The organism is Mycetocola sp. Y171, assembly GCF_056713165.1.
This window is the reverse complement of sequence record NZ_JBWYGX010000002.1, coordinates 1,278,381-1,304,679: the sequence shown is the minus strand read 5'-3', so window position 1 is coordinate 1,304,679 and position 26,299 is coordinate 1,278,381. Positions and strand designations below refer to the sequence as shown.

The following is a 26,299-nucleotide window of genomic DNA, read 5'->3' as shown; positions in this document are numbered from 1 at the left end:
TCACCCGCAGATCGAGCATCACCATCCCGCAACGAAAGGAACCGCATCATGACCGAACACATCCTTGAGCCGGAGGCACAGGCGATCGCCGACGCGACGGCGACGCCGCCATTTCTATACGAGCTCGGCCCGGAGGGCGCACGAAAGGTCCTCGACGACCTGCAGTCCGCTCCTGTCGACAAACTCGACGTCGACGAGGAGTGGATCACCGTCGCCGCCGAGGTGGGAGACGTGAACGTCCGAATCGTCAAACCTGTCGGCGCATCCGGGATGCTTCCGACCGTGTTGTACGTACACGGCGGAGGCTGGGTGCTCGGCAACGCCGGAACCCACGACCGGCTCGTCCGGGAACTCGCGGTCGGAGCTGACGCCGCCGTCGTCTTCGTGGAGTACAGCCGTTCGCCCGAGTCTCGGTACCCGGTGGCGATCGAGCAGGCATACGCGACAGCCCAGTGGATCGTCAGCGACGGAGCATCCGCCGGACTCGACGCCGACCGTCTCGCCATCGCGGGGGACTCCGTCGGCGGTGACATGACCGCAGCACTTACGCTGCTCGCCAAGCAGCGCGGTGACGTCCGTTTCATCCACCAGTCGCTCTACTACCCGGTCACCGACGCCGGCCAGGACACCGCGAGCTACCGCGAATTCGCAGACGGCCCTTACCTCACCGCCAGGGCGATGGCATGGTTCTGGGACTGCTACCTGCCCGACCAGGCGAAGCGTGCGGAGATCACGGCGTCGCCGCTCCGTGCCACACTCGACGATCTGGCCGGTCTGCCGGAGGCGCTCGTGATCGTGGACGAGAACGACGTGCTCCGTGACGAGGGCGAAGCGTACGCGCGCAAGCTCACAGAGGCGGGTGTGCGCACGACGAGCGTGCGCTACAACGGCACCCTCCACGACTTCATGATGCTCAACCCGGTGCGGCCCAGCGCGGCCACGACGGCGGCGGTCGAGCTCGCCGTGCACGTGCTGCGGAAGGCATTCGACCGGGTGCCGGCAGTCAGCAGCACCACCGTCTGATCGTCAGACGTGGGCGACGGCCCGGTGTCGTGGACGCCGGGCCGCCGTCGTGCGCTCAACCCTTGACTGCGCCCTGCGTGACGCCTTCCATCACCCAGCGCTGGGTGAACACGTAGACGATGACCGCGGGCGCCATGGCCATCAGGTACGACGCGAACGACACGTTGTAGTTGCTGCTGAACTGGGTCTGGAAGATGTTCTGCACAACCGGGATGGTCTGCTGGCTGGAGTCGGCGATGATCAGCGACGGCAGCATGAAGTCATTCCACGAAGCGAGGAAGGCGAAGATCGCAACCGTCGCACTCATCGGCGCGAGCAGCGGGAAGATCAACTGCCAGAACGTCTGCCAGGTGGTGGCGCCATCGATGCGGGCGCTCTCCTCCAACTCGAGCGGAATCGAGCGCAGGAAGGCGGTGAACAGCAGGATGCTGAACGAGAGCTGGAACATGATGTGCAGGATCGTCACCCCTACAGGGTTCGCCAGCCCGACCAGGCCGGTGAGCTGGATCTGAGGGAGCGCGATGACCGTGAACGGAATGAACATGGTCGCGAGCAGGTAGAAGAACGACCAGCGGAACAGTCGGTGCTCCCAGTTGCGCACGATCGCGTAGGAGGCGAGGGCGGCGAGGAGCACCGTGCCGACCACCGTGGCGAGTGTGATCAGGGTGGTGATGACGAAGGTCACAGGAAAGTTGGTGAGTTCCCACGCCTGAGCGAAGCCGGAGAAGTCGACCGGGGAGGGGAGCGAGAGCGCATTGCCGTCGACGGACTGCGCTGACGTCTTCATCGACATCGAGATTGTGACGTACAGCGGTAGCAGAACCGTCAAGGCGCACAGGAAGAGAATGATCATGACCGGCCAGTTCGTGGTCTCCTGCCCGACTTTGCCCCGTCTGCGGCGTGAGCCCGAGCCGCCCCCGTTGCCAGCGGGGGTTGACCGAGTCGCAGGAGCCGCCGTCCTGATCTTTTCCTGCGTCATGAGAGTGCCGCCTTTCCGCGGGTGAGCCGGAGCTGGAGGATGGAGATGAGCACGGTGATGATGAAGAACATCGTTGCGTTCGCCATCTGGTAGGCGTAGTCACCGCCGGTGAAGCCGGTGAAGATGGTCATGGCAATACTTCGGGTTGCTGTGCCCGGTCCGCCGGCGGTGAGGGCGACGATGACGTCATACACGTTGAGATAGCCCTTGAAGCCGAGGATGACGTTGATGACGACATAGCCCGCGACGAGGGGGAGGGTGACCGAACGGAGTCGAACCCAGGCGCTCGCGCCGTCGATGTCTGCGGCTTCGTAGACTTCTCCGGGGATCGAGAGCAGCCCGGCGATGTAGATCAGCAGGGCGCCGGGGATCGATTGCCACGCCGTGACGATGACGATCGCCAGCCAGGCCAGGTTCTCGTTCGCGAGGATCGATTCCTGCAGCCAGGGGATACCGGTGACGGCGCCCAATGCGGGCAGGGAGTTTGCGAAGAGATACTTGAACACGAACGCGATGACGATGCCGGAGATGACCATCGGGATGACGAAGATCGCCCTCAGCGGAGCCTTCAGCCGGATCCGGGAGGTCAGGGCCACCGCCAGGAGGAACGCGATGACGTTGACGATGATCACCGTGACCAGCGCGAAGCCAAACGTGAAGAGGTAGCTCGAGAGGATCGCGGGATCGGAGAAGACCGCGATGTAATTGGTGAGACCGACCAGTTCCCAGTCGCCGAAGCCGATGAAATTCGTGAAGCTGTAGAAGATTCCGACGATCGCCGGAACCGCGATGGCGAGGGTGAAGAGAATGAGAGTCGGCAGGAGGAACAGGTAGTAGACCTTGTCGATCTTCGGCTTGCCCTTCCGGGTGTGCGCTCCGGCGATATGGTCGGTCTGCCCGTGCTCCGCGTTGCCGAGGAGGGCGCCGGTGGATGCAGCGGCCGGGGTGATGGGAGTCGTCATGTCGTTGTCCTCCTGGTGCTTCTGGTCATTCGCGCAGGGCCAGGCGTGCCCAGTCGGCATCGAGTCGGCTCAGCGTCCGATCGACGTCGGCACCGGTCGCTATGGCCTGCACGTAGTTGGCGGCGGGGACGCTCAGGTGGATGCGCTGTGACGCGCCGAGGTAGAAGCGACCGTCTTCGTAGTACTCCTGCATGCCGAGGATGCGTTCGTCCGTGGCTGGAGCGGCGTCGGTGGTGGTGCCGAAGCCGAGGAACTCCGCGTTGTACTCATCCATGATGTCCTGCTGCATGAGGAACGACACGAATTCTCGCGAGGCCTCCTGGGCATCGCCGATCTCCGGAACCCAGAGCGCGAGGTCGAGGTTCACCCGAACCTTGAGGTCGTCGGGGTCGTCGGTGGCCGGAAGCGGGAAGGTACCGAGTTCGAGGCTGTCGTCGGTCTTGGCGATTTCGCCGAGCGCCCACGGCCCCTGCATCAGCATGGCTGCTTCGCCCTTGGCGAAAGCGACGTTGCCGTCGCCGTAGGCTCGGCTTTCTGCGTCGTCGTTCGAGTAGGCGGCAAGCTCCAGCATCTTTTCGACCGGCTCCTTGAAGTCCTTCTGGAAGGAGACGGACGAATCGGGTCCGACCTCGGTGCCGAGTTCGTTCATCTGATCGAAGAAGGCGGGGAGATCGACCGATCCACCCGCAGAGTAGTCGAACAGTCCCTGTGCGATCGTCCACGGCTCCGAGAACGTGCTGTAGATCGGCGTGATCCCGGCGTCCTGCAGCGTGTCGCAGACTGCGATCAGCTCGTCCCACGTCTGAGGAACGTCGAGGCCGTTCTCTTCGAACATCTCGACGTTGTAGATGACGGATGCCGCGGCGACCGAATAGGGGAGCACACTGGTGCGTCCCGGATAGGTCGCGTACTGGTCCGCGAGCTCCTGGACGTCCGGGCGGATGCGGTCGGCCTCAGGCATGTCGGAGAGATCTGACAGGGCACCGCGTTCCATGAACCGCGACATCTCCATGTTGTAGTTCAGCAGGCCGACATCGGGGGGATCGCCGCGGAGGAACCCGGCCGACAGATTCGACGCCGTGTCGAGGGTCACGTGGACGTCGGATTGTTCCTCGTTGAACTGCGCCGTGAGGTCGCGGAAGAACGGAATCGCCTCCGGCTTGCTCATATGGAAGGTGATCTCGGTGGGGCCCCCGCCGGCGGCCGAGCAGCCGGTGAGGGCAAGCGAGGTGCCGACGAGCGCGGCGAGCGTCATGCCGATGCGGGTGCGAAGCGATTTTCTGTGGAGCACGTCATTGTCCCCCTGTTAGGAAAATCCAGGTTCGGGGAGTTCCGCGAAACTAGATTTAGGGTGTAAATCTAATAGGTGTCGTAAATGATGCTCCCGCGCTTCGGAAAGGTCAAGGGGTTGAAACTCAACGAACCGGCGTCTTCGCCGCAGGTGCTGCGGGCGCTGAACGCGCGCCGAATCCTCGAGCATGCGTGGGCGTCTGCCGCGTTCACGGCATCCGATGCAATGGAAGCGACAGGCCTCACTCGCTCGACGGTGATCGGCGTCTGTGACGAGCTGGTGGGCAAAGGGTGGCTCGACGAACTGAGCGATGCACGGGCCGTCGGGGACTACCGCAAGGGCAGGCCGGCGCGCCGGTACGCCCTTCGGGATCGCGCGGGTGTCGTCGTCGGGGTAGACGCCGGCTACGACCGGATCGCCGCGACGGTCGCAGACCTGAGGGGCCATTCGATCGGCCGCGCGGAGGTGGGGATTCCCGCCCAGACGCCGCAGAGCGTTGACCGACTCGCGGATGTCGGAACGCGGCGGTCGCTGACCCGGTCGATGGTCGATGACGCGCTCGCGGCATCCGGAACCGACCCGGGCCTGGTGCTCGCGATCACCGTCGGAGTCCCGGCGCCCGTCGATGCGGACGGCCTCTCGCCCGACCGCGGGTTCTGGCAGCTGATGAACCCTGACCTCGGTGCGTTGTTCACGGATGACGCTCCGATCGTCACCGTCGAGAACGACGCGAATCTCGCGGCGATCGCCGAGCAGAACTCCGCCGTTGGCCAGGGCCGTGACGTCGACTCCTACATCGCGATGATCGTCGGTGAAGGAATCGGCTCCGGCCTGATGATCGACCGGCGGCTGGTGCGCGGCCGGCGCGGTGGGGCGGGGGAGATGCGATTCCTCGACTATGTCGACGACGTCAATTCGGCCAACGGCCTGTCGTTGCTCGCACGGCAGTGGGCGACGGAAGCGATCCAGTCGGGGGAGCTCGAGCCCGGCAGCGCGCTCGCGCGGCTCGACCCGACTCGCGTGACGGCACGCGATGTCACCCGGGTCGCGGAGTCGGGGGATGCCGCGGCCCTGGCCATCGTGGATCGGCTCGCTCAGCGTCTCGTGCGCATCTGCATCGTCATCGGCGACCTGCTCGACGTGGACCGGATCGTGATCGGAGGATCGGCGACCACGTCGTTGCCCACCGTGATCGAGCGTGCCTCCGCGCTCCTCGTCGAGAGCGACGATCCGACGGCGCCCGAACTCGTCGCCTCGGCGCTCGGGCGCGATGCGGTGAGCACCGGTGCCATCGCGCATGCGCTCAGCGTCGTCGTGGAGCGGGCGTTCGAGTTGGTTCCCAGTGCGCGCGAAGTGCCGCCAGTAGCCAGGCGGGTGCCTCAGCGGGTCCGGGGAGGTTAGGCGGCGATCGGCGCGGATAATGAGGTTGTGGAACTGTGGGAGATGCGCGAGTGGTACGCCGAATACCTCGACGCGTGCAATCGGCACGACCTCGACGCGATCCGTTCCTTTGTCGATCCAGCGGTTCGGCGCGCGCACCTGCCGGGCGGTGCCGATGCCTGGGTCGATGACATGGCCCAGCTCTTCCGGGCGTTCCCTGACTGGCGGTGGCGCCGCATTCAGCTCGTCGTGGAGGGTGACCGCGTCGCGGCTCACCTCCGAGCAAGCGGCACGCATTTGGGACCGTTCGGTGGCATCGCGCCGACGCGCAGGCACGCCAACGTGGCCGAGTTTGCGATGTACCGCGTGACGAACGGGCGCATTGCGGAGTTCTCCGGCACGACCGACCACGAGTTGCTCTCCCAACTAGGGGGATGACCGTCCCGCTTTGAGCGAGACACGGTCTGCGAAATCGTCCTGCCGGTGGGGATCTGGCGTGACGGAGCGTGACCGAATTGTCCTGTAGCATTGACGAGGTCGTCCGCGAGGGCGATTGGTCGCGGGCTGTGGCGCAGCTTGGTAGCGCACTTGACTGGGGGTCAAGGGGTCGCAGGTTCAAATCCTGTCAGCCCGACCGAATGTCCCGGAAACTCAAGGGTTTCCGGGACTTTTTAGGTTAAGAGATTTGATTGAGTCATCACTACGTCATCACTTTGAGCACTTTTCCGCCGCTGACCCGGCCCGGTCGTCCGGGGCGCTGAGGTCGGTTTCGGTCCGTCCCGATCGTCCGGGGTCGTCGTGCGCACCTACCGGGTATGAGCATTCACGACGACAACCCAACCTCTCCTCCCACCGACGAGTGGGGCCTGGAGCCTCTGATGGACGTCCACGAGCTGGCGGCCTACCTGGGCATACCGATCTCCACCGTCTACGACTGGCGGGTGCACGGCAAAGGACCCGCGGCCTACCGGTTCGGCAAACACCTGAAATTCGCCATCTCCGACGTGCGGGCCTGGATCGCCCAGCAGCGAGACCCCTCCTCCTCCAGCGAGCCCAGGCGCACCGATCGGCGGTGAGCTGAGATGGCCCGGCAACGGTTGAGCATCGGCACCTTCGGCGACATCAGCACCCGCATGTCGTCGACCGGCCGGTATCTGGCGCGGACTCGTTACCGCGACTGGGACGGTCACGCACGTCTGGTGCAGGCCAGCGGCACCACCGCCAAGGCCGCAGAACGGGCGTTGAAGAGCAAGCTCGCCGACCGGGACGTGTTCCAACCCGCCGACACGACCCTGACGCCGGACAGCTTGTTCAGCGACCTGGTGACCTACTGGTTGGAGGACATCGATTCGGAGGGCCGGATCTCCCGGACCACCCGAAACCTCTACGAGCGCAACATGCGCACCCTGGTCTCCCCGGCGTTCGACAGCCTCACTCTGCGCGAGATCGGTGTGGCACGGTGCGACAAGTTCATCAAGCAGCTGGCGAAGATCTCCTACAGCCGCGCCAAGCAAGCCCGGGTCGTGCTGCGGCTGGCGCTGGAATTGGCGGTGCGGCATGAGGTTCTTCCGCGCAACCCGATGGACCACGTCTCCCGGCTGCACCGCGAGCCGCACATCCCCGATGCGCTGATGGCCCCCGAGGTGAACACGATCCGTGCGGCGATCGCCCAGTGGGAGAGCGCCGCCGACCACATCTCCGGCCCGAAGCCTGACGGCCAGCTTGGTGCGATCATCGAGGTGATGCTCGGCACCTCAGCGCGGATCGGGGAGGTGCTGGCCGTCCGCCGCCGGGACGTCGACATCACCAGCGCCGTGCCGTCCATCCGCCTGGCCGGTACGATCATCAGCCGTAAGGATGAGCAGACCTTTCGGCAGGATCACCCCAAAACCGCCAAGTCCACCCGAGTTGTCGCCATCCCCACTTTCACCGCCGATGCAGTCCGCAGGCGGCTCGCCAAGGTCGGCAGTCTGGGCCTGGACGAATTGCTGTTCCAGTCCCGGGACGGTACCCCGCTGACCACCGCGAACGTGCGCAGACAATTGCGACAGGTGCTCGAGGGGGCGGGCATCAAGGGAGTGACCCCGCACATGTTCCGCCGCACTGTTGCCACTGCGGTCAACACCAACGCCAGCATTGAGCTCGCCTCAGAGCTGCTCGGCCACACGGACACGAAGATCACGGTGCAGCACTACATCCAACGCAGCGAGATGGTGAACCCGGCCACCGCCGCGCTCCTGGACCGGGCGTTCGCGAAGGATGCCCAGTGAACGCGGTGCTGCCACGGTGGCAGCACCGTTCAACCCGGGGTGTCGCCCCTTCTCAGCGGGTCGCGACCGACTTCTCGCGGTGCCGCCACGGTGGCGGCACCGCAACTTCTGGGGTTTTTGCCGCCAGCATTGAATCTCTGGTTCGGGTCGCGGCGACGCACATGGGCCAGGAGTTGGCGAGCGTCGACCACGGATCACGGTGGTGCCACGGTGGCACCACCGTCTCTTCTGGAGTTGTACCGAAAGCCCGAGAATCAAGTCCTCGATGCAACATGCGGGCCTCCTCAGAACTTCCCTTCATTGTGCGCCGAGGATCGAGGGTTCGCAATGGGTCCATGCGCTAAAGCGGAAACCCCAATGGGAACTCTCTGGTTTCGCTACCGCGGAATGATCGTCAGCACCGGGGCGGCGCCGTGGGTGGGTGCCCTAATACAGTACGACGATGACGATCGCCAATAGGACAGGGTAGGCCCCGAGGCACAGGCCCCAGATTGATCTCACGCGCCGGAAGCCGAGCCGTTTCGATCGGCGAAGACTGAGTACCGCGAACACGATGGCGAGGACGCCGAGGATCGCGCCGTGGCCGAGCAGGTAGTTGTGCGCGACTGTGAAAACCACTGCGATGATCCCAAGAACCAACGATGCGGTCCCGAAACCGTTCGTCGGTGCCGGCGGCGGCGGGGGCAACAGGGGTGCCGGCTGTTGAGGGATCGGCGGATTCTCAATGCTCATGAGGCAAGTCTTTCAGAACCGGCAGACGATTTCGGGATATACCGGATCAGCCCGTGAGCGACACGAATTCTTCGGATTGAGGTCTGCCGGTCACAGCCCTTCAGCTTCGTCGAGCAGACCACTGCCGCCGGAAGATGACAGGAAAGCCTGAACAGCTGGTGGCTTATGGGAACCCGGAAACGAACCGATGGTGCAAGGGCGGTGCGATACCGAAAACGCCGAAGGGTGGAGCGAAACGGAGGGAGTTTGATGAGCAGCATCTCTCTCGTGGAGCCGCTCACGGAACCCCGAGGCGTCGCGGAATGAGGCAATCAGGCAAGCCCGACCATCGTCGTCGCGGGTCCTCGCCCGCCGACGGGTTAGCGAAGTGATCGCGGGCACCGCCCACGTGTGAGGCGCTGAACAATGGGCAGCAGTGGGTAGATGATTCGCCAGGGCTGCTGTGGTGCTGCGCGGGTGAGCGAACGGACGGTGAGGCGAACTTCTTCGCCATGTCGACAACCCGGAGCGTGAACGCCTGGCGAGATGATGCGCGGCTAGGTTGAATTCATGATCGACGCTTACCAAAAGGCCCTCGCCAGCTTAGAAACGTCCGCGAACTGGTCCGACTGGGCACCGTTCGCCGCAGTCAGTGCAAGCGCGCCGACCACCCCAGGCGTTTACCTCTTCCGTACCTCTGCGGAACACCGAATTATCTATGTCGGGGTTGCTGGGCCTCGGGACCGCAATGGGACCAAGACGCCGAGAGGCTTACACGGGCGCTTCGCCATATACCGGGCCGGGCGTGTCACTGGATTTGGGCAAGCTATCTTCGACACTGCACTCGCTGACCGGGAGTTCCTCATGGGCCGACTCGCAGAGCTCGACGCTGGCACTCCGCGCCGTGGTGTCGACTGGGTGCGTGCCGCGTACGAGCACTACCGTCCTGAAGTTCGCTGGGCCAGCGTAGAAGACAAACCGCAGGCGATCGCGCTCGAAGATAGAATTGTCCACTTACTGAAGCCGTACGACCTGCTCAACCGCGTAGCCATTACCCACCGAAGCCGCTTGACGCCGTGACGCCGTGACGCGGCCCCGATCGCCGCACTCGCCGAGCGAATCCTGAGCGGGAACTGTCAAGGATGCGTGTCCTTCGAACCGTCCACAGAGGCCGGAGTGCGACGACGACGAATCCGACTGCGGGGCCCCACCCTTTGAAGCGCCATCGGCGAACGCGCTGAACTGACTGACGAGGTTAGTCCTCGCTCTTGGGCGGGACGCCGTGTGTGGCTTCCCACTTCGCTTTGGCCTTGCGCCACTCTTTACGGTCGTCGGACGTGATCGGACTGAACGTAGAGTCTTCAGGGAACGGCTCAGGGAAGGGCGCATAGTCGAACTCGGGAGCGGACGCGCCTTGGTTGTCGGAAATGCTCATAACTCGAACCTTACGGCTTCGTGCGAGAATCGGGCCATGCCAGAGAGGCAATACGAGCAATTCCTACGGACCGTTCTCCAGCGCTGCCTAGGTGCGCCTGTCGTGCATGTCGACGACGGTTCGCGGAACGGCATGCATGATGCGGAGATCCGCTACCCCGATGGCCGAGTAGCAGCCGTGGAGTTCACGACCGTCGGCGAGCGTTCAGCAATCCAGATGCAATCGGTCCCGTCCGAGCTACTCGTGCCATCGACACCGTACTGGTGGACGCTTCGGTACCCCGCTCCTGGAGTGCAGTGGAAGGCGATCCAGCAATACGTGCCGACGCTCATTGCCCTGGCCGACCAGAGGAACATCTGGAACGTCGATGCTCTCGAACGAGAGTTCAGGGGGTTTCCCGCGTGGGACTGGTACGAGCGCAACGATCTGACGCTTAGCCACTTCGGGCCCACAACCACTCGGGGTGGTCGCGTTGACCTATTACCGGAGGCCATGGGTGGGGTTGTTGACACCGACTTCGCGACACTCAACGCTTGGGTTGCCCAGATGCAAGCCGAACTATGGTGGGAAGAGAACGTGACCAAACTAACGCGGTCTGGATATGAGGAGTTGCATCTCGCGCTTCGACTACACGAATCCAAAGTGCCCTTTGGGGTGCTCTCCGCACTCATGGACGGCGGGTCTATACAGGTCGGCGACCCAGCCGAAATAGAGCCTTTGACAGACCTCTGGCTAGTTATCGAGTACGGCACCAACGCCGCGCATTGGTCGCGCGCGGACGGCTGGACGGTGAAGAGCTACGCCACTCCGGAGGAAGTGGCTGCGACAACCAAGAAGGGAACCGCCGTTCTGAGAAAGATCCTGGAGGGCGCGGAACGAGCGCTAAACGAGGAACTCTAGAGCGCCGCCAAACGTTCGCGGGACGTTGGAGGAGAATCGTCTTTTGGATGCCTCTTGGATGGAAACGCTCTGTCAAGGAACAGCGGACTTGCGCGCTGCCGGCTTTCGTCGCCAGCCCCCACAATGTCACGGAAACTCTATTCTCAACGGACAGTAGCGCTCGAACCTTCAGCGCTGCCCGGGCTCTACGACGTCAGCCCGCCTACGAAACGTCATCCTCGTGACTGCCTCGAAGCCTGCCTCCAACCCTAAGTTCGAATTGCCACGCCTCTTGCAGATCGAGGCGGCACACCTTCTGAGCAATATGGGAGGTGTCCCGGTGACTGTGTCGATGCGGGTGATGAGCGCCGGCGATGGCTACAAGTACTTGCTGCGCACTGTTGCTGCTGGTGACGGTCAGCGTCCGCTGTCCACGCCGTTGACCCGTTACTACGGTGCGAAGGGCACGCCGCCGGGTCGATGGATCGGAAGCGGTCTGCCGGGCCTCGGCTCGGGTCGCATCCTTGAGGGCGCCGAGGTCACGGAGGCGCAGCTGCAGAGACTGATCGGGCTGGGGCGAGACCCGGTCGATGGGGCACCGCTCGGTCGCGCCTATCCCGAATACCAAAGGCAAGCTGATCCTGCCCCGCCCGGCAGCGCTCAGCAGACTGCTACCCGGCGGCGGGCGGTTGCCGGGTACGACTTCACCTTCTCGATTCCGAAGTCGGCGAGTATCCTCTGGGGCGTGGCAGACGCAGCGACACAGTCGCAGATTGTGCACGCGCACCATGCGGCAGTCGCCGAGGTCGTCGCATTCATGGAGCGCGAGATCGCGGCGACGCGGACGGGAACCACCGCGCACAATGCAGCCGTTGCGCAAGGCGATGTGACCGGTCTAATCGCCACGGCGTTCGACCATTTCGACAGCCGGGCCGGTGACCCTCACCTGCACACACACGTGGTGATCAGCAACAAGGTGCAGACGTTGCTAGACGGTAAGTGGCGCTCCCTCGACGGCCGGCCGATGCACGCGGCTGTGGTTGCACTGTCCGAACTGCACGAGACCCTGTTCGCAGACGAGCTCACCCGAGCGCTCGGCGTGCGCTGGGAGATGAGGGAGCGAGGGAGAGACCGCCACCCCGCATGGGCAATCACCTTCGTTTCCGAGGCGCTGGTCGCAGAATTCTCGACTAGGTCGCGACACATCGATGTCGAAACCGACGCATTGATCGCAATGTACGTGACAAGGCACGGTCGTCGTCCCGGGCCTGCCACCATCATGAAGTTGCGCGCACAGGCCACGCTGTCCACACGACCCGCCAAGCACGTGCGCTCACTCAAAGAACTCACCGGAGAATGGCGTGCACGCGCGGAGCTTGTGTTGGGACAGGATGCGACGACGTGGACGAGCGCCGCATCCGCCAACTCTCCGGCGCTGGTTGTACGCGCAGAGGATGTGCCGCCCGAAACCGTCCAATCGCTGGGACTAGGCGTCATGACGGCGGTTAGCGAGAAGCGGTCCACATGGCGGCATTGGAACCTCGTGGCGGAAGCCGCGCGCCAGACAATGCATCTCCGATTCGTGTCGACATCCGATCGTGAAGCCGTCCTCGGCCTTGTCGTCAGTGCCGCCGAACGAGCATCGCTGAGGATCACGCCCCCGGAGATTGCGTCGAGTCCGGAGGCATTCCAGCGGGACGATGGGACGTCGGTCTTTCAGCCGAAGCACTCCATCGTGTTCACGTCGTCGGAGTTGCTCGACGCCGAGGCCCGCCTGCTCGAACGCGCGGCCGATGAGAAAGGACCAAGAGTCGAACTAGCAACCTTGCGTTCGGTTTCCCGGACGCAGATGCCGGGTGACGGAGTGCTCGCCGACGATCAGCGCAGAGCGATTGCGAAGATCGCCGGCTCCGGACGCGTCATCGATGTCCTCGTGGGTCCGGCCGGTGCTGGCAAGACCACCGCGATGCACACGCTCCGTCTGGTCTGGGAGGCGGTACATGGTGCGGGCTCGGTTGTCGGGCTTGCCCCCTCGGCGGCTGCGGCACAGGTTTTGGGGGAGGATCTCGGCATCCCGACCGAGAACCTGGCCAAATGGTGGCAGAACCACCTCGTTCACGGGACCACGTTCCGCTCGGGTCAACTGGTGATCATCGATGAGGCATCGCTGGCAGGAACGCTGTCCCTGGACAGAGTCACCGCACTCGCCGCAAGCGCCAGCGCAAAGGTTCTTCTGGTTGGCGATTACGCCCAGCTGCAGTCGGTCGATGCGGGTGGGGCGTTCTCGCTACTGGTCCACAATCGGGCTGACGCGCCAGAGCTGGTCGACGTGTACCGCTTCTCCGAAGAGTGGGAGAAGACGGCCTCCCTCGGGCTGCGTCAGGGCGACCCCGAGTCCGTCGATCAATACATGACGCACGACCGCATCCGCGAAGGTAGCACTGAGGCAATGGCGGATGCCGCATACGAGGCTTGGCGTGTGGACACTCGAGCGGGCAAACGAACGGTTCTGATCAGCGACTCGAACGAGGCGGTGGCGTCGCTGAACAAGCGCGCCCGCACAGAACTGATTGTGGAGGGCATGGTCAAAGCTCTCCATGAAGTCGCCCTGCATGATGGAACCCGCGCGGCTGTCGGTGACACGATCATCACGCGCCGCAACGATCGTCAGCTCCGTGCGGCCGGGTCCTGGGTGCGTAACGGTGACCGTTGGACCGTGATCGACGTGCGCCGGAACGGCTCGGTCGAAGTGCGACGGCACGGCCGGCGGTGGGGGAGCGCTGTGTTGCTCCCTGCCGAGTACTTGAAGCGCCACGTCGAACTCGGCTACGCGGTCACCTCTCACAGGGCGCAAGGGATTACCACGGACACGGCGCACGTCGTCGTCGCCCGGAGCACGACGAGGGAGAATTTCTACGTCGCTATGACGCGCGGCCGCGAGGCGAATACGGCTTACGTGGCCGTCGATCAGCCGGATGTCGCAGACGGTGGACCTCGCCCGGGCACTGACACCGACTCGACAGCTCGCAGTGTCCTCTACGGCGTACTCCAGCACGCTGGTGCCGAATTGTCTGCTCACGAGACGATCGCGGCGGAGCAGGATGCCTGGGGATCGATCGCGCAACTCGCGGCAGAGTACGAAACCATCGCGGCGGTGGCGCAGCGTGAGAGGTGGGCTTCGGCACTGCGAAACTCCGGGCTTACTCGAACCCAGGCCGATGACGCCGTCCATTCGGACGCGTTCGGGGCCCTGACGGCCGAGCTCCGCCGAGCCGAGGCCCACCACCTCAGTGTCAGGAGCCTCCTCATTCGGAGCGTTGCGGCCCGCGGGTTCGACGACGCCCACGACGTCGCGGCCGCCCTGCACAGCCGGATCGCTTCGGCGATAGCGCGAGACACCCGTGCCGGTCGTCCCGGGCGCGAACCTGCCATGGTGGTCGGGCTCATCCCATCGGCGTTGGGGCCGATGGAACCCAACATGCGGCGCGCTCTCGATGAGCGCAGCGACCTGATGGAAGCTCGAGCGCGTGCCGTTCTCGACGCAGCCTTGCACGCCAGGGCCCCGTGGACTCGGGCGTTGGGGCCCACACCACGCGGGTCCGCTGCAGCCGAATGGCGACAATGCGCCTGCACCGTCGCGGCGTATCGGGACCGTTATGGCATCGTCAGTGCGAGGGCCCTCGGTCCACCTCAATCTATGGCCCAGCAAGTCGACGCCGCCCGTGCTCGGGCCGCCCTCCGCAAAGCACAGCAGCTAGCGAAAAAGGACCACCCCTTCGAGGCACCACAGAATATGGTTCAGTCGGGAGTTCGGTCTGCCGGCATCCGGTTCTAGTCGGAGTTACCGGCCCGTCGCCCGGGTCGTAAAGCTGCTCACTCAATATCGTCTGACGCTCGATCTGCCGAGGTGCACGAACGCGTGCGATTTCGGCTAGTAGTAGCCCACCTGGAATCGGGGAGTCGTTTCCGGGATGGAACTAGTAATCGCTCCGGCCGTATGAGGCACGCGGGAATCTGTTCGGGCGGGTCAAACGGGACTTCAATAACCACTGAGCCACTCGTCGGAGTCGAATTCGTTCTAAGTTGGTGTTCCGCCGCGACGACGCCCTCATTCTGAACCCCCACGCCTTTCCCCAGGATGAAGCTTTCGTGGCGTCGCGGGCGGCCTCCGTTTGCACAGGGTCGGGCTATCGGGCACGAAAACCGTCCGGCCCGGGCGACCATTGATGTCGACTTGCGGATCGTGTTCGCGGTTTCGGGGGACAGTCAACCTCTTCCAGACCGTGATAGATCAGAGAAAACAGAGCGCGTACGGATATTGCAAACGCTCTACCACGATCGCCTCTGGGACCTGATATCAATCGAGCGACCCGATGCTTAGTTCGAACTGGCCCAGGCCTACACGGTATAGGCTCAGACCTGTTGCAACGGGGAAGGAAGCATCATTGGCTAGCGGTGCCGAAAAAACCATGCCTCCGAGCGAGAACTTGCTGCGGCGCCTCAACCAGCGCACTGAGGGCTTCCCAGATTACTGGGACTTCTCCGGTACTCCAATCCGCGCAGGCGGACACGGTTTCTTCCAGTACCCAGCCATGATGGTGCCCGAGCTGCAGGGCGCTCTTCTTGACGACCTTGCGGCATCGGACTTATCCGCTCGCTTGATCTACGATCCGTTTATGGGATCGGGCACGGTCATGCTCGAGTCTTTGTACAAGGGCTTCGATTTTCACGGCAGCGATATCAACCCAATGGCCGTCCTATTGAGCCACGTCAAATCACGCCCACCTGTGGAGTCGGTCGCAACTCGAGCAGTAGCCGAAGTCACGGAACGTGCCTTGGCAGATCACTCCCACAGGGATCATGACTTTCCCAATCGGACTAAATGGTTCACTCCTCCTGTCACCCGCGAGTTGAGCAGAATTAGGCGCGCTATTCAGCAAGAAACAGACATCTCTGTAAGACGATTCTTGTGGGTATGTCTGGCCGAAACGATTCGGCACGTATCGAATTCTCGAACCTCTACTTTCAAGCTGCACGTCTACGCCCCGGAGGTCCTTGAGGAGCGCCGTCCCGAAGCCCTAAAGGTATTCATCGCTGTCGGGCAAGCTAATACGGTCAGGGCTGCGGAGCACTGGAACCGTATCGCTCTCCGGGCCGATCGCAAGGATGCCACTGAGCCAGTTGCGACAATGCTGCGCGGTAACGTCATCGACCCCTGGGGAGCCCCTCGGCTCGCCGACGCACTCATGACCTCGCCGCCGTATGGGGACAATAGAACCACAGTCCCTTATGGGCAGCACAGCTATCTTCCCTTGCGGTGGATCGATCACAACGACCTAGTTGGCTCTTTTGATGAAGATTTCCTCTCGAACACCGCAAAGATCGACTCCATGAGTTTGGGCGGCTCCCTTGTCAAAGCCGATAGCTTCAGAGCGAATCTCGAACAGATCACTCCGAGCCTTGGGGCCTTCATTGCGAAACTCGATGACCGGCGGCAGCTTCGGCAAAAAGTGCTCGCGTTCACGCAGGATTATTCGATTGCGCTGCAACGGTCGTCCGACCGTCTTCGAGACGGCGCATTTAGCTTTTGGACTCTCGGTGAACGTCGAGTCGGGCGAGAAGAGATGCCGCTTGTAGCGGTGACGCGAGAAATCCTGGAATCCCTCGGCCACACCGAGGTGACGACAATACAACGACGTCTCCCGCTGGGCCGCAAGCGGATGGCTGGGCGAAATAGCGAAGGTGTGACTATGGCCACCGAGCAGGTTCTAGTGATGCAGAAACATTCGGTTCACCCCGAATGAGGCAGGAGAATCTCGGCGATACGGTCGCCGTTCAGGAAGCAAAGCTCAACGACGAGTTTGTTATCACGGTCCACCCGTCGGTGCTTTTCAAGCTCGGCGAGGACCTCATAACTAACGATGTTCAGGCATTGGTCGAGTTGATCAAGAATGCCTACGACGCTGACTCCCCAACGGCCCGGGTGCGCATTCAACCCGACGTGTGGACCGAGATGCGTTCGGGAGACGAAATCGATGAAGAGCGGGCATACGAGTTGCTTGCTAAGGCGCAGCTTCTGACTGATGCGATCGCAAAAATCGAGGCTCGCAGCCATGATGGCGATCCTCTTGTGAATGACGCAGACGCAGTTTCGCAACTGCGGGCCGAGCTGGCCGAATTGCCCGAGCCCATCCGCGGACGGATAGTGGTGTCGGATCGCGGCACAGGAATGACGTTGACGGACATTCGCGATGGGTGGCTCACGGTTTCCGCGAGTAGAAAGCGCGGGATGAAAGCGCGAGGCGAGAAAACCGCACGACACAAGCGAACGCCCTTGGGCGACAAAGGGCTCGGGCGTCTCGGCGCGCAGCGCCTAGGTAGAACGCTCACAATGACGACCCAATGGCGGCCTGAAATCACATCACCACGAGAGGACACAGATCCTCTCGCGCGCGTGAACTCTGCAGGGGGCACGAATGGTTCCGACGGCGCTATCCTCCGAACGGCAATATTCTGGGACGACTTCGAAGCAGCGGCAACACTCAACGATGTCCGAATTCCAATCGAGGAAATCAGTACGCCGTTCCCCGGAGGGACCTCGTTAGAGATACGCGGTATCTATGATCCTGAGGCGTGGTTACGAACCGACGCGTTCGCTCTTGAGGGCCAGCTCGTAACAATGATTTCTCCATACGATTCGAATCGCGGATTCGACGTAACGTTGACAATTAACGAGCACACAATTGATCTGAGGGAACTTTCGCAGGCAGTTCTTGACAAAGCTTCTATACGTTACTCACTGAGTTATGACGTGGGCGTTCTGAATATAGATGGCCGCATAAGTACCTCCTATCTGAAACCACCACAGAATCAGGCCGAAATCGGTCATTGGGACCGGTTGATCGCAGCGGACAACGGCTTTGCCTTTGCTAGTTGGTTGTTGAGCAGTAAACCGGGAAAGTGCGCGGACGTCGGCATCGAAATGGGAGACGACAAGCATTTTCTTTTTGTGAGGAATAGCATCGTGCTCGACAGACTTCCTCAGATTGAGCGTTCCGAATCACAGCAGATAAACGGAATAGAATCGGCCGCGGTCGATCCCGGCCCGTTCACCGCCGGTGTGGATTTCGTCCAGCTAAGGACGGACCCAACTGACGTTTTCTCTAGCACCGCCGAATATCGCAGTTTCGTGAGTGCGATGAACGGCATCAGGGCCTATCGGGATGGTTTCGGCATCCCGGTCGGGGGCGACTGGCTCAGACTTGCTAGTCAGTGGTCCGGAGCGAAATCGTGGTACACATTGCGACCTGAGAACGTCATCGGGCATGTGGACCTCACCGCTGAATTCAACGCCGCGATGGAGGAGAAAACGGACCGCGAAGCCTTCAAAGACACTCCAGCATTCCGCAACTTCACAAATCTAATGGGTGTCTGGTTGCGTTCTACCGAAGATGCTCAGTCCGTTATTCGGACCGGATACAACGAGTACCGATCGAACGTTATTGGAGCGACAGAAGGTATTCTGCCAAACGCTTCCCCTCAAGAGCTCGCGGCGCAGGTAGACGTCCAATTCGAAAACATGCAGGCAGTATCCGCGGAAGTGGTGCAAGCGCGAGCAGTGATGGACTCCTCCAAAACTGCTATGGCATCGCTCACGGAACAAAACCGATTGCTGCGTGAGCAACTATTCGTCGATCCCGATGTTCTTGAGCTCAACGACAAAGCCGTCCGGAACGCTACGGAAGCGTTCAGGAAGATCGAGGCAGCGCTCGCTCAGGTTGAACTCAACGCGGCCCAAGTGCAAAGTCGACGCGCGACGTTATCTCTGCTCGTAGAACAGATGGAGCAGACACAGGCGCAGATTCGGGAAGTTTGGGAACTGGTTTCGCTTGGAATAACTGCCGAAACCGTCGCTCATGAGATTCTCAATATCACCGGGAGGCTTCGGGCACGCAGCACCCAAATCTCGAAGTACCTGTCGGCCAATCGAGCCGACGAACGGCTGGAAACCTATGTCGAACACGTCCAGTCAGCATCGCGTTCACTCACCCAGCAGGTCTCACACCTCGACACGTCCCTGCGCTACGTGCGGGACCGCCGGGACAAGTTGTCAGTGGCAAGCCTTATCAAAGACTCCGCCGACTACTTCCAGACACGGCTGAAGGATCGACCAATCGTCGTGCGAGTCGAAGTGGACAAGGATTTCCGCGCACGAGTGAGTCAGGGCAAGATCTCTCAGGTGTTGGACAATCTGTTTCTCAATAGCCAGTACTGGATCGAAGATCAACTCGATGCTGGGAGGGCGGAAACAGGCGAGATAACTATAAGAATCGCCAGCCCTTACGTATTTGTGTCGGACAGTGGGCCGGGCATTGACCCGTCAGTCGAACATTCCTTATTCGATCCTTTCGTCACCCGGAAGCCGTCAAATCGCGGGCGTGGCCTTGGTCTCTTCGTCGTTCAGCAACTCCTGGAAGCCGAGGGAGTTCAGGCGGAGGTCACGCCCACAAGGAACTCGGCTGGGCGGCTAAATGAATTCAGACTCGATTTTTCGGCAGCATTGGTTTAGGGGATTCAATGGATCGGATGACCGGCGCCGAGGCCGCCGCCAGGATGGCAGTGAAGGCAGCGGCAAAGGCTGCAGCCAAGGTCGCGGCTGAACAACGGCTAGTTTGCGATGTTCTGAAGACGCTCAACATCGAGCGTGTGATATTCGTTGACGACGATTTTGACACAGCCGACTTGGAGGAGGAGTTGGCCGGCCTAATCGCTGCTGTTCCTCGAATGCGGCAAGCTATTCGTCTGCTATCAACCTCAGCCGGCGGTTTCCTGGATCTTCCGCCGCAGGAGGATGAAATGACAAATGAGGAGATGAAGGGGTGGTTGCGGGACACGTGGGCTGAGCTCGAGACCGAATACCGGGCCACACTGCTGGCGGAGAAGACTTTGACTGCTCTGACCACGCCCATTCCAGACCACGACGAAATTGCAGAAGATGCTCGCGCGATCATCGATCTGCGAAAGGCACTGGGAAGAGATTTCGAGTACCGCCCGCTCAAGGTGACGGAGTGGGATTCTCAGAAGGACACGCTATTCGATGCGGGCTTCGCACCGACACTCGTATTTTTCGACCGTGATCTCGGAAAGTTTGGCGGGCCAACCGGCGGGGAGGACCTGCTGAAGGAGATGCCACAACGAAACCTACCGAACGTGTATTTCGGTCTGCTAACTCACGATGCCGCATCGCCCGTCGAAGAGATGCAGATAGCAGACAGGCTTCGCGGTGAAGTAGGCATTCCGGTGTCAGTGATGGGTAAAAATAAGGTAGGTGCCATCCCTGAGTTCGCTGAGGCGCTGCGCGTGTTCGTATACACGACGGACATTCATGCGTTGCGCATGCAGATTGGTGGCGCGCTCACCATTGCTTCGGCGCAGGCTAGCGATTTTTTAGAAGATCTCAGCAATTATTCGCTCATGGCTGCGGTCGAAGCTTCCATCCACGAGGGGGACCTAGAGACCGAAGGTCTCATCCGCCTCCTCCGAGGGGTCATCAAGCGTGCCTTTGACGTACAGCTGCGGTCAGGCGGCGATGACCAGACCTACGCTGCCTTGCGGGCGGCAGGTTTGAAAAAGATCTCAGCAAACCTGCCGCAACATCCGACGCTGTCAAAAGTTCGTTGGAATGATCGCTTCGAGACAGCTGAGCATTTGCGGACTGCTCGGCTCCCGCTCGAGGCGGGCGATATATTCACGATCCGGGACTCAACAGACGTTTCGAGAACTTTCATTCTGCTGGTTCAAGCTTGTGATCTGATGGTGCGTTCGAAGGGCACACGATCTAACTCGCCCACCGCTTTCGCGCTTGCTGAAATGAAGCCGCGACCGCCATTACCGAAACAGAAAAAGTCTGGGACCGCGCCGGCAGCGGATTCAGACCTCGAGATCGAAGAACTCGATTACGAGTCTGAATACGGGGTTACCCAGAAGTACGTTTCGATTGGAATGTTCGAGGAGGAGTCAGATAGGGAGTGGGTCGTTGACCTAACAAAGAAGATCTACGTCGCTCCCGAACTCCTCGACGCGTGTGTAATAAGCGATGACGGTCGGTCCTTCATCCCCGAAGAGGAACAGCTCACCAGCGGTCTAGCTGGTGGTTGGGCTCTTCGCGCCGCCGCGATTCACAAATGGGGTGCAGCCAAGGTCCGCGAGGCTCAAGAACTCGACGGAGTTCTCCCATCGGAGATGGAGGATAGCGACAGGACTCGCCTTCAGAAAGTTCTCTTTTCACAACTTCTCGGTGCGGGCTGCGCGACTGGTGACGTCGCCGGGCAAATTAATCTGACATCGGGAACGATTGAAGCGAAGATAGAACGCACGAGCCGACTGATCACTGATGACGCGGGGGCCTTGTTGGTCCTAGCCTCGCAACACCAAGCCCGACCTGGCTTGCTAGCAGACCTCTTCAAACCGTGACTTAAGAGATAGACGTAAGAAGCTCTGCCTTACAGGTTGCGGAGTGGGACCGGACGCAAGACCTGGGCCAGGCGTTCTTCGAAGGCTCCACCATCGGTGCGCTCCCACTTGTCACTCACAAATTGGTGCCAGCGTGAAGGATGTCGCGCCTCACCGCCTGTGAGCCAGACCTCACTTACATTCGTCAGCCGTAACTGCTCGAGTACCCAGGACTGCTGACGGAGCCGATGCTTGTTCGCTGGACCTGCCAGCGCCGCTACACCCCACGCCAGCAGAACAGCGTCACACTCCACAACGGTTGATCGCAAAGACTCTCGGGCCGGAAGCCATGCGTCCCAAACTGCGCCGGCTTCACTTATCTCGCCGCTCGAGCGCGTGGCCAGGGGAAAAAGGTTTGCGATCCTGTACTGAGAATGACCAAGAACACCTCGCGCAACCTCCAGGTGCCGATGGGTCGCTCGACCGGAACCCACGGACGGATTGAGGAGAATTGCCCCCAAAGTGCGTGAGTCATCCTTAGGTTCGGGTCCCCGCGGTTGACGTGGACACGAAATTTGTCCTGTGATTCTCATTCTTGAAGGCTAGAGGAATCCGGGAAGGGGTGGCGGCTTGGTACAAGCGTGAGGGATAGGCCAGCTCCGCGCAGATACGACTCGTCCCGACAAGGTGGCCACGAGGATTCCCGTATCCCTGAAAACGAGACCATCCCGACGATTCATGTTGCCCGACCCTCTACAGTCGGCAGAATGCCCGCAAGACGTTGATTCAATCGAACGCCTGAGGAATGGCCACTGCGAGGCGGCTGGCGATGAAAACGCCGCCCGCTGATTGACAGCACGCTGGGAGGTTGTACGAATCAGCCGCCCCGTGATGGTGTCGACCTTTGGACGAACACGAAAGTGGGCAGTGTCCGCCGAGTCGGCATTGTCATCGCGAAGGATCACGCCCACGCGTCCCAGCACTACTTCCAGCTGCATCTTGAGCAGCGCACGGTCAACCTCACCGGAGGCGCCATCGAAGACGTCCGTCGCGAGTGGCTGGGCTGAAACGAACGCGTGAACGACTAGGTCCCAGCTTTCGTAACAGGCATTGCCGTGAATTCGTCGAGCTATGACGTGTGTTCCGCGACGAGCTTCCGCTTCCGTGAGTTCAGCTATCGGTTTCACCATGCAGTGACTCTTCCACGATCAGGACAGTGATGGGCTCACCCCCAGGTTCGAATCGTTCCTCAAAGGGATTCCCGGGAAGAGTTACCCTCACGACTCAAAGTCGCGCAGATTTTAGTTCCTGTTGTGGCCTAGCGACCTGGATAGCAGGACTCTTTTCCAATAGGTCTCACGGTCAATTACGTGCTGGTCGTCAGTACGCATCGACCAAAACTCCAGTAGAGCGAACCGCATCGTCTTTCGGAAGTGGTCCTCGCCCTTCGCGGCGAGGTGGGCCTTCAACCCGACGTTGTCACCATGGAGCGTGAGGGCGTAGTGGGACCAGCGTTGCCAGATCCCTGTGTCGCCATACGCCGAGCCAACGTAGGGTTCGCCGGTGGCCTCGTCATGGATGACGTAGACGCCCTTCATATGCTCCAAGGCGATCCGCCAGTCAGGGCGCCCTTGCTTCACTATCGCCTGGATCTCGGCTAGTGAGTGATTGATGCGGTCGTGCCCCGGGAATGGGTCACCGTGGAATGGCTCCTCGGTAATCATCCAAACAGTCATGTCGTTTAGACACGCTTCCATGTTCCGGCGGCGGTTGCGACCCGCGAGTGCTAAGCGTACATAAAGTCTTTTGATCAAAGGACCCATAAGGTCCTTCCGAAGAACGACGTCGTAGGAGTGTTGCCGTGGCTCGGGACGGCGTCCTACGACTTCCCAGATCCCACCAAACAGCCAGAGGGTCGGGTCATTTCGGTCCTGCGCGAGCGAGAAAATGAACTGTCGGTTGAAGTCGTCGTTGACATTGCGCCACGTGTTCCACCGCTGCCATTCGTCCGGGTCGTTACCGAGGACGTCGATCGGAAATGCCTTACCGTTATAGACCGCGCAGTGAAGCTTGCACTGGATCGGATCGAAGTCTGGCGGGAGCAGCGTTGCGAGCAAGATCGGATCCATAATGAGATGCTAACGCTGCCACGCGCATGGGCGACATGAGGCCGACCCAGATCGCCGACGCCAAGACAAGACCTTCGTCGTTAGAGACGAGCCGAGTATATGTCCGTGCCGGGCCAGCCCCGAAGCCTCCCACCGTGCATCAGTGACATCGTTTCAGATCGTTGGAGGATTCAGCGGGGGCAGTTTGCCCTCTTTGACGAGGTACCCGAGAACGACTGCCCCGACCGCAACCGATGTAGTGATGGCTGCAATCTTCGCGAAGGAGCGCTCGTTGGCCTCGCGCACCTCTTTTTCGTTGCCGCGCACCTGCCCGAGTATCCGTTCCTCAGCTTCGATGAGGCGGTATCGCTCATCGGGACTGAGGCCATCGCGGTCCAGTTCGCTTTGAATTGAGCCGATGACCTTGTCGGCCGTATCCTTCACTCGGTCCGCGCCGCGGTCGTTGGCGGTAAGGAACTCGCTGAACCCTTCCCGCATCGCCCGGTATCCCGAGGCAAGATTCTGAAGCATCTCCGGGTGGTCACGGATCATGCCTGCGAGCTTTCCCGGATTTTTCAGCAGTTCTTCCGCTTTTTCGGGCGAAGGTTCCACCCACTCGGGTTCACGCTTCGCCGCTGCGTCGCTGCCGTCATTGCTCTCAGTCATTGATCCCCATTCTTGGCCCTTGGCCAAATGGTAGCGGCTGGAAGTCGACGGCGTGTGAGCGTTCCGAACTGCGGAGCGCCCACTTAGCCCCGGCAGTGCGGGCTGGGCTCGGCTGGCCACCGCCCTAGACTGCGTCTTGACCACAGTGAGCGCGAAGGAGCACGTATGCCAGGCAAATGCATGATTGAACAGTCGCTGGTGTAACTGAATGCTCGACTACACTGCGATCGATTTCGAAACAGCTAACTCTTACAGAGGATCACCCTGCTCGGTCGGCCTCGTCCGTGTCCGTGATGGCCAGGCCGTAGACGAACGCCACTGGTTGATTCGCCCGCCCGAGGGCGCTGACTGGTTTGACGCCTGGAATATTGCCATTCATGGAATCACCGCCGACATGGTGGCGGACGCCCCTTGGTGGAAAGACATCCTCCCGCACATCGTCAGTTTCATCGGTGACGATGTCGTTGTGGCTCACAACGCCGGCTTCGACACCGGTGTAATCCGGTACGCCTGCGCACTGGACGGTATCGAGTGGCCGGAGATGAACTTCCTATGCACGCTCGTCATGGCCCGACGTGCTCTGGCTCTGCCCACTTACCGGTTGCCATTCGTGGCCGAGTCGCTAGGCTTTTTGCTGGATGATCACCACGATGCTCTTGCGGACGCGAACGCGGTCGTCGAGATTGTCGCGCGGCTCGCGGCCAAGCAGGGGGTTGCCGACCTCGAGGAGCTTGCCGCTTCGGTCGGTGTGGGTGTCGGGCGAATGGGTAGCGGCATCTACCGGGGGAGTACCGCGGCTTCGTCTAGCGGCCGTAGCTTCACCCCGATTGAAGTCAATGCTGAAGCGGATCCGGGCGGATATCTGTACGGACGAGTTGTCGTGTTTACGGGCACTCTGATGTCGATGACTCGCGATACTGCCCGACAGGAGTGCGCCAAGGTTGGTGCGATCCCCCAGAACGACACGACGAAGCGAACGAATGTCCTCGTTGTCGGCGACATGAACCCGGCTGTGTTGCGTCCTGGCTCGAATCTTACGGGCAAGGCGCGCAAGGCATTTGGATTGCAGGACAAGGGTCAAAAGATTGAGGTGATGACGGAGGATGACTTCCTGCGCTGCCTCGACGGCAACATGCTTGATGGTGCCGAGGTTCTTGTTGATTGCAGTGACGATCAGCCGGATGCGGGCTCCCACTCAAACACCGAAGTACCAAGTCGTCTGCGAGGACTACCGCTTACTGAGCGCGCCTCACAGCTGGCAGCTCAACCGCAGGTCGTTAGACCGCCCAAGCCGCTTCGACGGGTCCCCGTCCCGACCGATCAGACCTGTTCGATCGACGGTTGCGGAGCCATGGCAGCATTCAAGACCCGGACTAAACCGACGTGGTGCGCCGGCCACATAGAAGACATTCAGCGCAAGGGTGGGTTGCGTCCGTTGGAGTCGTTCACGCACGCTGATGATTGGCAGTTAACCGAGTGCCGGACGTGCAGCGTTGAGGCGCACTATCGCTTTAACTACACGTTGGAGAAGAATGGTTGGGGAGAGCTAACCTGCCGTGCGTGTTTCTGGCGTAGCTGGGCAGCGGACAGCCGCCGAATGCAGGGGGAGTGGGCCGACCTAACGCCGGTGCTTTACGAGGAAGCCAAATCGTTCATCGAAGAACAGGGTTTCGACTACCTTGGCCCTTTGACAGCTCCCTCGTACGGGGATGATCCTCACCACACGCGGTGCCGCCGCTGTGGAAAGGTCAGTGCAGCGCGCCTTGGAGACATCGGGTTCGGGTGCACCTGCCAGCCGCGTGCCTAGCTTGCAATCGCCGCCCATGGCAAGTGGAAGGCTTCTCACCCGTCTCACCTTTCTAATCGACGCCCAAAATGGCTGCCCGTTTGTGACTCCGTCGTGATGCAAATCAGGCCGCAGATCGAGCGCCAGCACAGCCATGCTCGATGACATGCGGCGGGCACGGGGAGAATCGTCTGGAGGGCTGGGACTGCCGCCAAGAGGGGTTCAAATGGTCATCATTTAGTCATCACATTGAACTTCATCTGACCCGAATCGACCGAGTACAATTGGAGGCAGCGAACCGCCCGGTTCCCTGTAAATACAAGGGAATCCGCCAGTTTTCGGAGATTTTCGGTAAAA

21 protein-coding genes and 1 tRNA gene are annotated in these 26,299 nt (G+C 61.4%); 14 read left to right on the top strand and 8 right to left on the bottom strand.

Annotated elements, in window-relative coordinates; all coding sequences use genetic code 11:
• The first annotated feature begins 48 nt into the window (after positions 1–48).
• Entirely contained in the window at positions 49–1,023 is a 975-nt protein-coding gene (locus AC1M2K_RS15915; RefSeq protein WP_480241707.1) for an alpha/beta hydrolase, read from the top strand.
• Positions 1,024–1,078: 55 nt separating this feature from the next.
• On the opposite strand, the gene AC1M2K_RS15910 is transcribed toward AC1M2K_RS15915, so the two are convergent.
• Genes AC1M2K_RS15910 through AC1M2K_RS15900 form a run of 3 tightly spaced genes read right to left on the bottom strand, consistent with a single transcriptional unit; the run spans position 1,079 to position 4,219 of the window.
• Positions 1,079–2,002, bottom strand: coding sequence for a carbohydrate ABC transporter permease (locus tag AC1M2K_RS15910; protein WP_480241706.1), 924 nt, complete (start codon positions 2,000–2,002; stop codon positions 1,079–1,081).
• Positions 1,999–2,964, bottom strand: a complete 966-nt coding sequence (locus tag AC1M2K_RS15905) for a carbohydrate ABC transporter permease (protein WP_480241705.1) — start codon at positions 2,962–2,964, stop codon at positions 1,999–2,001. Before AC1M2K_RS15905 ends, AC1M2K_RS15910 begins: the two co-directional genes overlap by 4 nt.
• A 25-nt stretch (positions 2,965–2,989) precedes the next feature.
• Entirely contained in the window at positions 2,990–4,219 is a 1,230-nt protein-coding gene (locus AC1M2K_RS15900) for an ABC transporter substrate-binding protein (RefSeq protein WP_480241753.1), read from the bottom strand.
• A gap of 120 nt (positions 4,220–4,339) precedes the next feature.
• Here AC1M2K_RS15900 and AC1M2K_RS15895 point away from each other — a divergent pair, with 120 nt between their 5' ends.
• From AC1M2K_RS15895 to AC1M2K_RS15875, 5 genes are all read left to right on the top strand, one after another.
• Positions 4,340–5,656, top strand: coding sequence for an ROK family protein (locus AC1M2K_RS15895; protein WP_480241704.1), 1,317 nt, complete (start codon positions 4,340–4,342; stop codon positions 5,654–5,656).
• A 27-nt stretch (positions 5,657–5,683) separates the two neighbouring features.
• A complete protein-coding gene (locus AC1M2K_RS15890; protein WP_480241703.1) occupies positions 5,684–6,073 on the top strand; it encodes an ester cyclase in 390 nt (129 codons plus the stop codon).
• Between the two features lie 122 nt (positions 6,074–6,195).
• Positions 6,196–6,269 (top strand) — tRNA-Pro (locus tag AC1M2K_RS15885).
• Positions 6,270–6,450: 181 nt separating this feature from the next.
• A complete protein-coding gene (locus tag AC1M2K_RS15880) occupies positions 6,451–6,711 on the top strand; it encodes a helix-turn-helix transcriptional regulator (RefSeq protein ID WP_480241702.1) in 261 nt (86 codons plus the stop codon).
• Between the two features lie 21 nt (positions 6,712–6,732).
• On the top strand, positions 6,733–7,905 hold the full coding sequence (locus AC1M2K_RS15875) for a tyrosine-type recombinase/integrase (RefSeq protein ID WP_480241701.1): 1,173 nt from the start codon (positions 6,733–6,735) through the stop codon (positions 7,903–7,905).
• 426 nt (positions 7,906–8,331) lie between these two features.
• Here AC1M2K_RS15875 and AC1M2K_RS15870 read toward each other — a convergent pair whose 3' ends face one another.
• The gene (locus AC1M2K_RS15870) at positions 8,332–8,523 is read right to left on the bottom strand and encodes a hypothetical protein (RefSeq protein ID WP_480241700.1); all 192 of its coding nucleotides are present in this window, start codon (positions 8,521–8,523) and stop codon (positions 8,332–8,334) included.
• Positions 8,524–9,186: 663 nt separating this feature from the next.
• Here AC1M2K_RS15870 and AC1M2K_RS15865 point away from each other — a divergent pair.
• The gene (locus AC1M2K_RS15865; protein WP_480241699.1) at positions 9,187–9,696 is read left to right on the top strand and encodes a hypothetical protein; all 510 of its coding nucleotides are present in this window, start codon (positions 9,187–9,189) and stop codon (positions 9,694–9,696) included.
• A 175-nt stretch (positions 9,697–9,871) separates the two neighbouring features.
• Here AC1M2K_RS15865 and AC1M2K_RS15860 read toward each other — a convergent pair whose 3' ends face one another.
• The gene (locus AC1M2K_RS15860; protein WP_480241698.1) at positions 9,872–10,051 is read right to left on the bottom strand and encodes a hypothetical protein; all 180 of its coding nucleotides are present in this window, start codon (positions 10,049–10,051) and stop codon (positions 9,872–9,874) included.
• 102 nt (positions 10,052–10,153) lie between these two features.
• On the opposite strand from AC1M2K_RS15860, the gene AC1M2K_RS15855 reads away from it, so the two are divergent.
• From AC1M2K_RS15855 to AC1M2K_RS15835, 5 genes are all read left to right on the top strand, one after another.
• Positions 10,154–10,951 carry a hypothetical protein gene (locus AC1M2K_RS15855; protein ID WP_480241697.1) on the top strand — a complete coding sequence of 266 codons (798 nt, stop codon included), beginning with the start codon at positions 10,154–10,156 and terminating at the stop codon, positions 10,949–10,951.
• Positions 10,952–11,282: 331 nt separating this feature from the next.
• Entirely contained in the window at positions 11,283–14,765 is a 3,483-nt protein-coding gene (gene mobF, locus AC1M2K_RS15850; protein ID WP_480241752.1) for a MobF family relaxase, read from the top strand.
• Positions 14,766–15,375: 610 nt separating this feature from the next.
• Positions 15,376–16,734: a hypothetical protein gene (locus AC1M2K_RS15845; protein WP_480241696.1), complete on the top strand. Its 1,359-nt coding sequence runs from the start codon at positions 15,376–15,378 to the stop codon at positions 16,732–16,734.
• A complete protein-coding gene (locus AC1M2K_RS15840; RefSeq protein WP_480241695.1) occupies positions 16,731–19,499 on the top strand; it encodes a sensor histidine kinase in 2,769 nt (922 codons plus the stop codon). The genes AC1M2K_RS15845 and AC1M2K_RS15840 overlap by 4 nt, the downstream gene beginning before the upstream one ends.
• Before the next feature lie 17 nt (positions 19,500–19,516).
• Positions 19,517–21,403: a hypothetical protein gene (locus tag AC1M2K_RS15835; RefSeq protein ID WP_480241694.1), complete on the top strand. Its 1,887-nt coding sequence runs from the start codon at positions 19,517–19,519 to the stop codon at positions 21,401–21,403.
• A 29-nt stretch (positions 21,404–21,432) separates the two neighbouring features.
• Here the strand turns inward: AC1M2K_RS15835 and AC1M2K_RS15830 are convergent, their stop codons facing one another.
• Positions 21,433–21,975: a DUF1643 domain-containing protein gene (locus AC1M2K_RS15830; RefSeq protein ID WP_480241693.1), complete on the bottom strand. Its 543-nt coding sequence runs from the start codon at positions 21,973–21,975 to the stop codon at positions 21,433–21,435.
• A 327-nt stretch (positions 21,976–22,302) separates the two neighbouring features.
• On the opposite strand from AC1M2K_RS15830, the gene AC1M2K_RS15825 reads away from it, so the two are divergent.
• On the top strand, positions 22,303–22,449 hold the full coding sequence (locus AC1M2K_RS15825; protein ID WP_480241692.1) for a hypothetical protein: 147 nt from the start codon (positions 22,303–22,305) through the stop codon (positions 22,447–22,449).
• 234 nt (positions 22,450–22,683) lie between these two features.
• Here the strand turns inward: AC1M2K_RS15825 and AC1M2K_RS15820 are convergent, their stop codons facing one another.
• On the bottom strand, positions 22,684–23,511 hold the full coding sequence (locus AC1M2K_RS15820) for a GIY-YIG nuclease family protein (RefSeq protein ID WP_480241691.1): 828 nt from the start codon (positions 23,509–23,511) through the stop codon (positions 22,684–22,686).
• Between the two features lie 153 nt (positions 23,512–23,664).
• Positions 23,665–24,156, bottom strand: coding sequence for an ATP synthase subunit B family protein (locus AC1M2K_RS15815; RefSeq protein WP_480241690.1), 492 nt, complete (start codon positions 24,154–24,156; stop codon positions 23,665–23,667).
• Positions 24,157–24,364: 208 nt separating this feature from the next.
• Here AC1M2K_RS15815 and AC1M2K_RS15810 point away from each other — a divergent pair, with 208 nt between their 5' ends.
• Entirely contained in the window at positions 24,365–25,963 is a 1,599-nt protein-coding gene (locus AC1M2K_RS15810; protein WP_480241689.1) for an exonuclease domain-containing protein, read from the top strand.
• The last annotated feature ends 336 nt before the right edge of the window (positions 25,964–26,299 follow it).

Excerpts from the sequence above, each read along its gene's own strand:
- AC1M2K_RS15915 (WP_480241707.1), top strand. The coding sequence starts at position 49 with ATGACCGAACACATCCTTGAGCCGGAGGCACAGGCGATCGCCGACGCG.
- AC1M2K_RS15910 (WP_480241706.1), bottom strand. The coding sequence starts at position 2,002 with ATGACGCAGGAAAAGATCAGGACGGCGGCTCCTGCGACTCGGTCAACC.
- AC1M2K_RS15905 (WP_480241705.1), bottom strand. The coding sequence starts at position 2,964 with ATGACGACTCCCATCACCCCGGCCGCTGCATCCACCGGCGCCCTCCTC.
- AC1M2K_RS15900 (WP_480241753.1), bottom strand. The coding sequence starts at position 4,219 with ATGACGCTCGCCGCGCTCGTCGGCACCTCGCTTGCCCTCACCGGCTGC.
- AC1M2K_RS15895 (WP_480241704.1), top strand. The coding sequence starts at position 4,340 with ATGATGCTCCCGCGCTTCGGAAAGGTCAAGGGGTTGAAACTCAACGAA.
- AC1M2K_RS15880 (WP_480241702.1), top strand. The coding sequence starts at position 6,451 with ATGAGCATTCACGACGACAACCCAACCTCTCCTCCCACCGACGAGTGG.
- AC1M2K_RS15865 (WP_480241699.1), top strand. The coding sequence starts at position 9,187 with ATGATCGACGCTTACCAAAAGGCCCTCGCCAGCTTAGAAACGTCCGCG.
- AC1M2K_RS15860 (WP_480241698.1), bottom strand. The coding sequence starts at position 10,051 with ATGAGCATTTCCGACAACCAAGGCGCGTCCGCTCCCGAGTTCGACTAT.
- mobF (WP_480241752.1), top strand. The coding sequence starts at position 11,283 with ATGCGGGTGATGAGCGCCGGCGATGGCTACAAGTACTTGCTGCGCACT.
- AC1M2K_RS15840 (WP_480241695.1), top strand. The coding sequence starts at position 16,731 with ATGAGGCAGGAGAATCTCGGCGATACGGTCGCCGTTCAGGAAGCAAAG.
- AC1M2K_RS15835 (WP_480241694.1), top strand. The coding sequence starts at position 19,517 with ATGACCGGCGCCGAGGCCGCCGCCAGGATGGCAGTGAAGGCAGCGGCA.
- AC1M2K_RS15830 (WP_480241693.1), bottom strand. The coding sequence starts at position 21,975 with ATGAGAATCACAGGACAAATTTCGTGTCCACGTCAACCGCGGGGACCC.
- AC1M2K_RS15820 (WP_480241691.1), bottom strand. The coding sequence starts at position 23,511 with ATGGATCCGATCTTGCTCGCAACGCTGCTCCCGCCAGACTTCGATCCG.
- AC1M2K_RS15815 (WP_480241690.1), bottom strand. The coding sequence starts at position 24,156 with ATGACTGAGAGCAATGACGGCAGCGACGCAGCGGCGAAGCGTGAACCC.
- AC1M2K_RS15810 (WP_480241689.1), top strand. The coding sequence starts at position 24,365 with ATGCTCGACTACACTGCGATCGATTTCGAAACAGCTAACTCTTACAGA.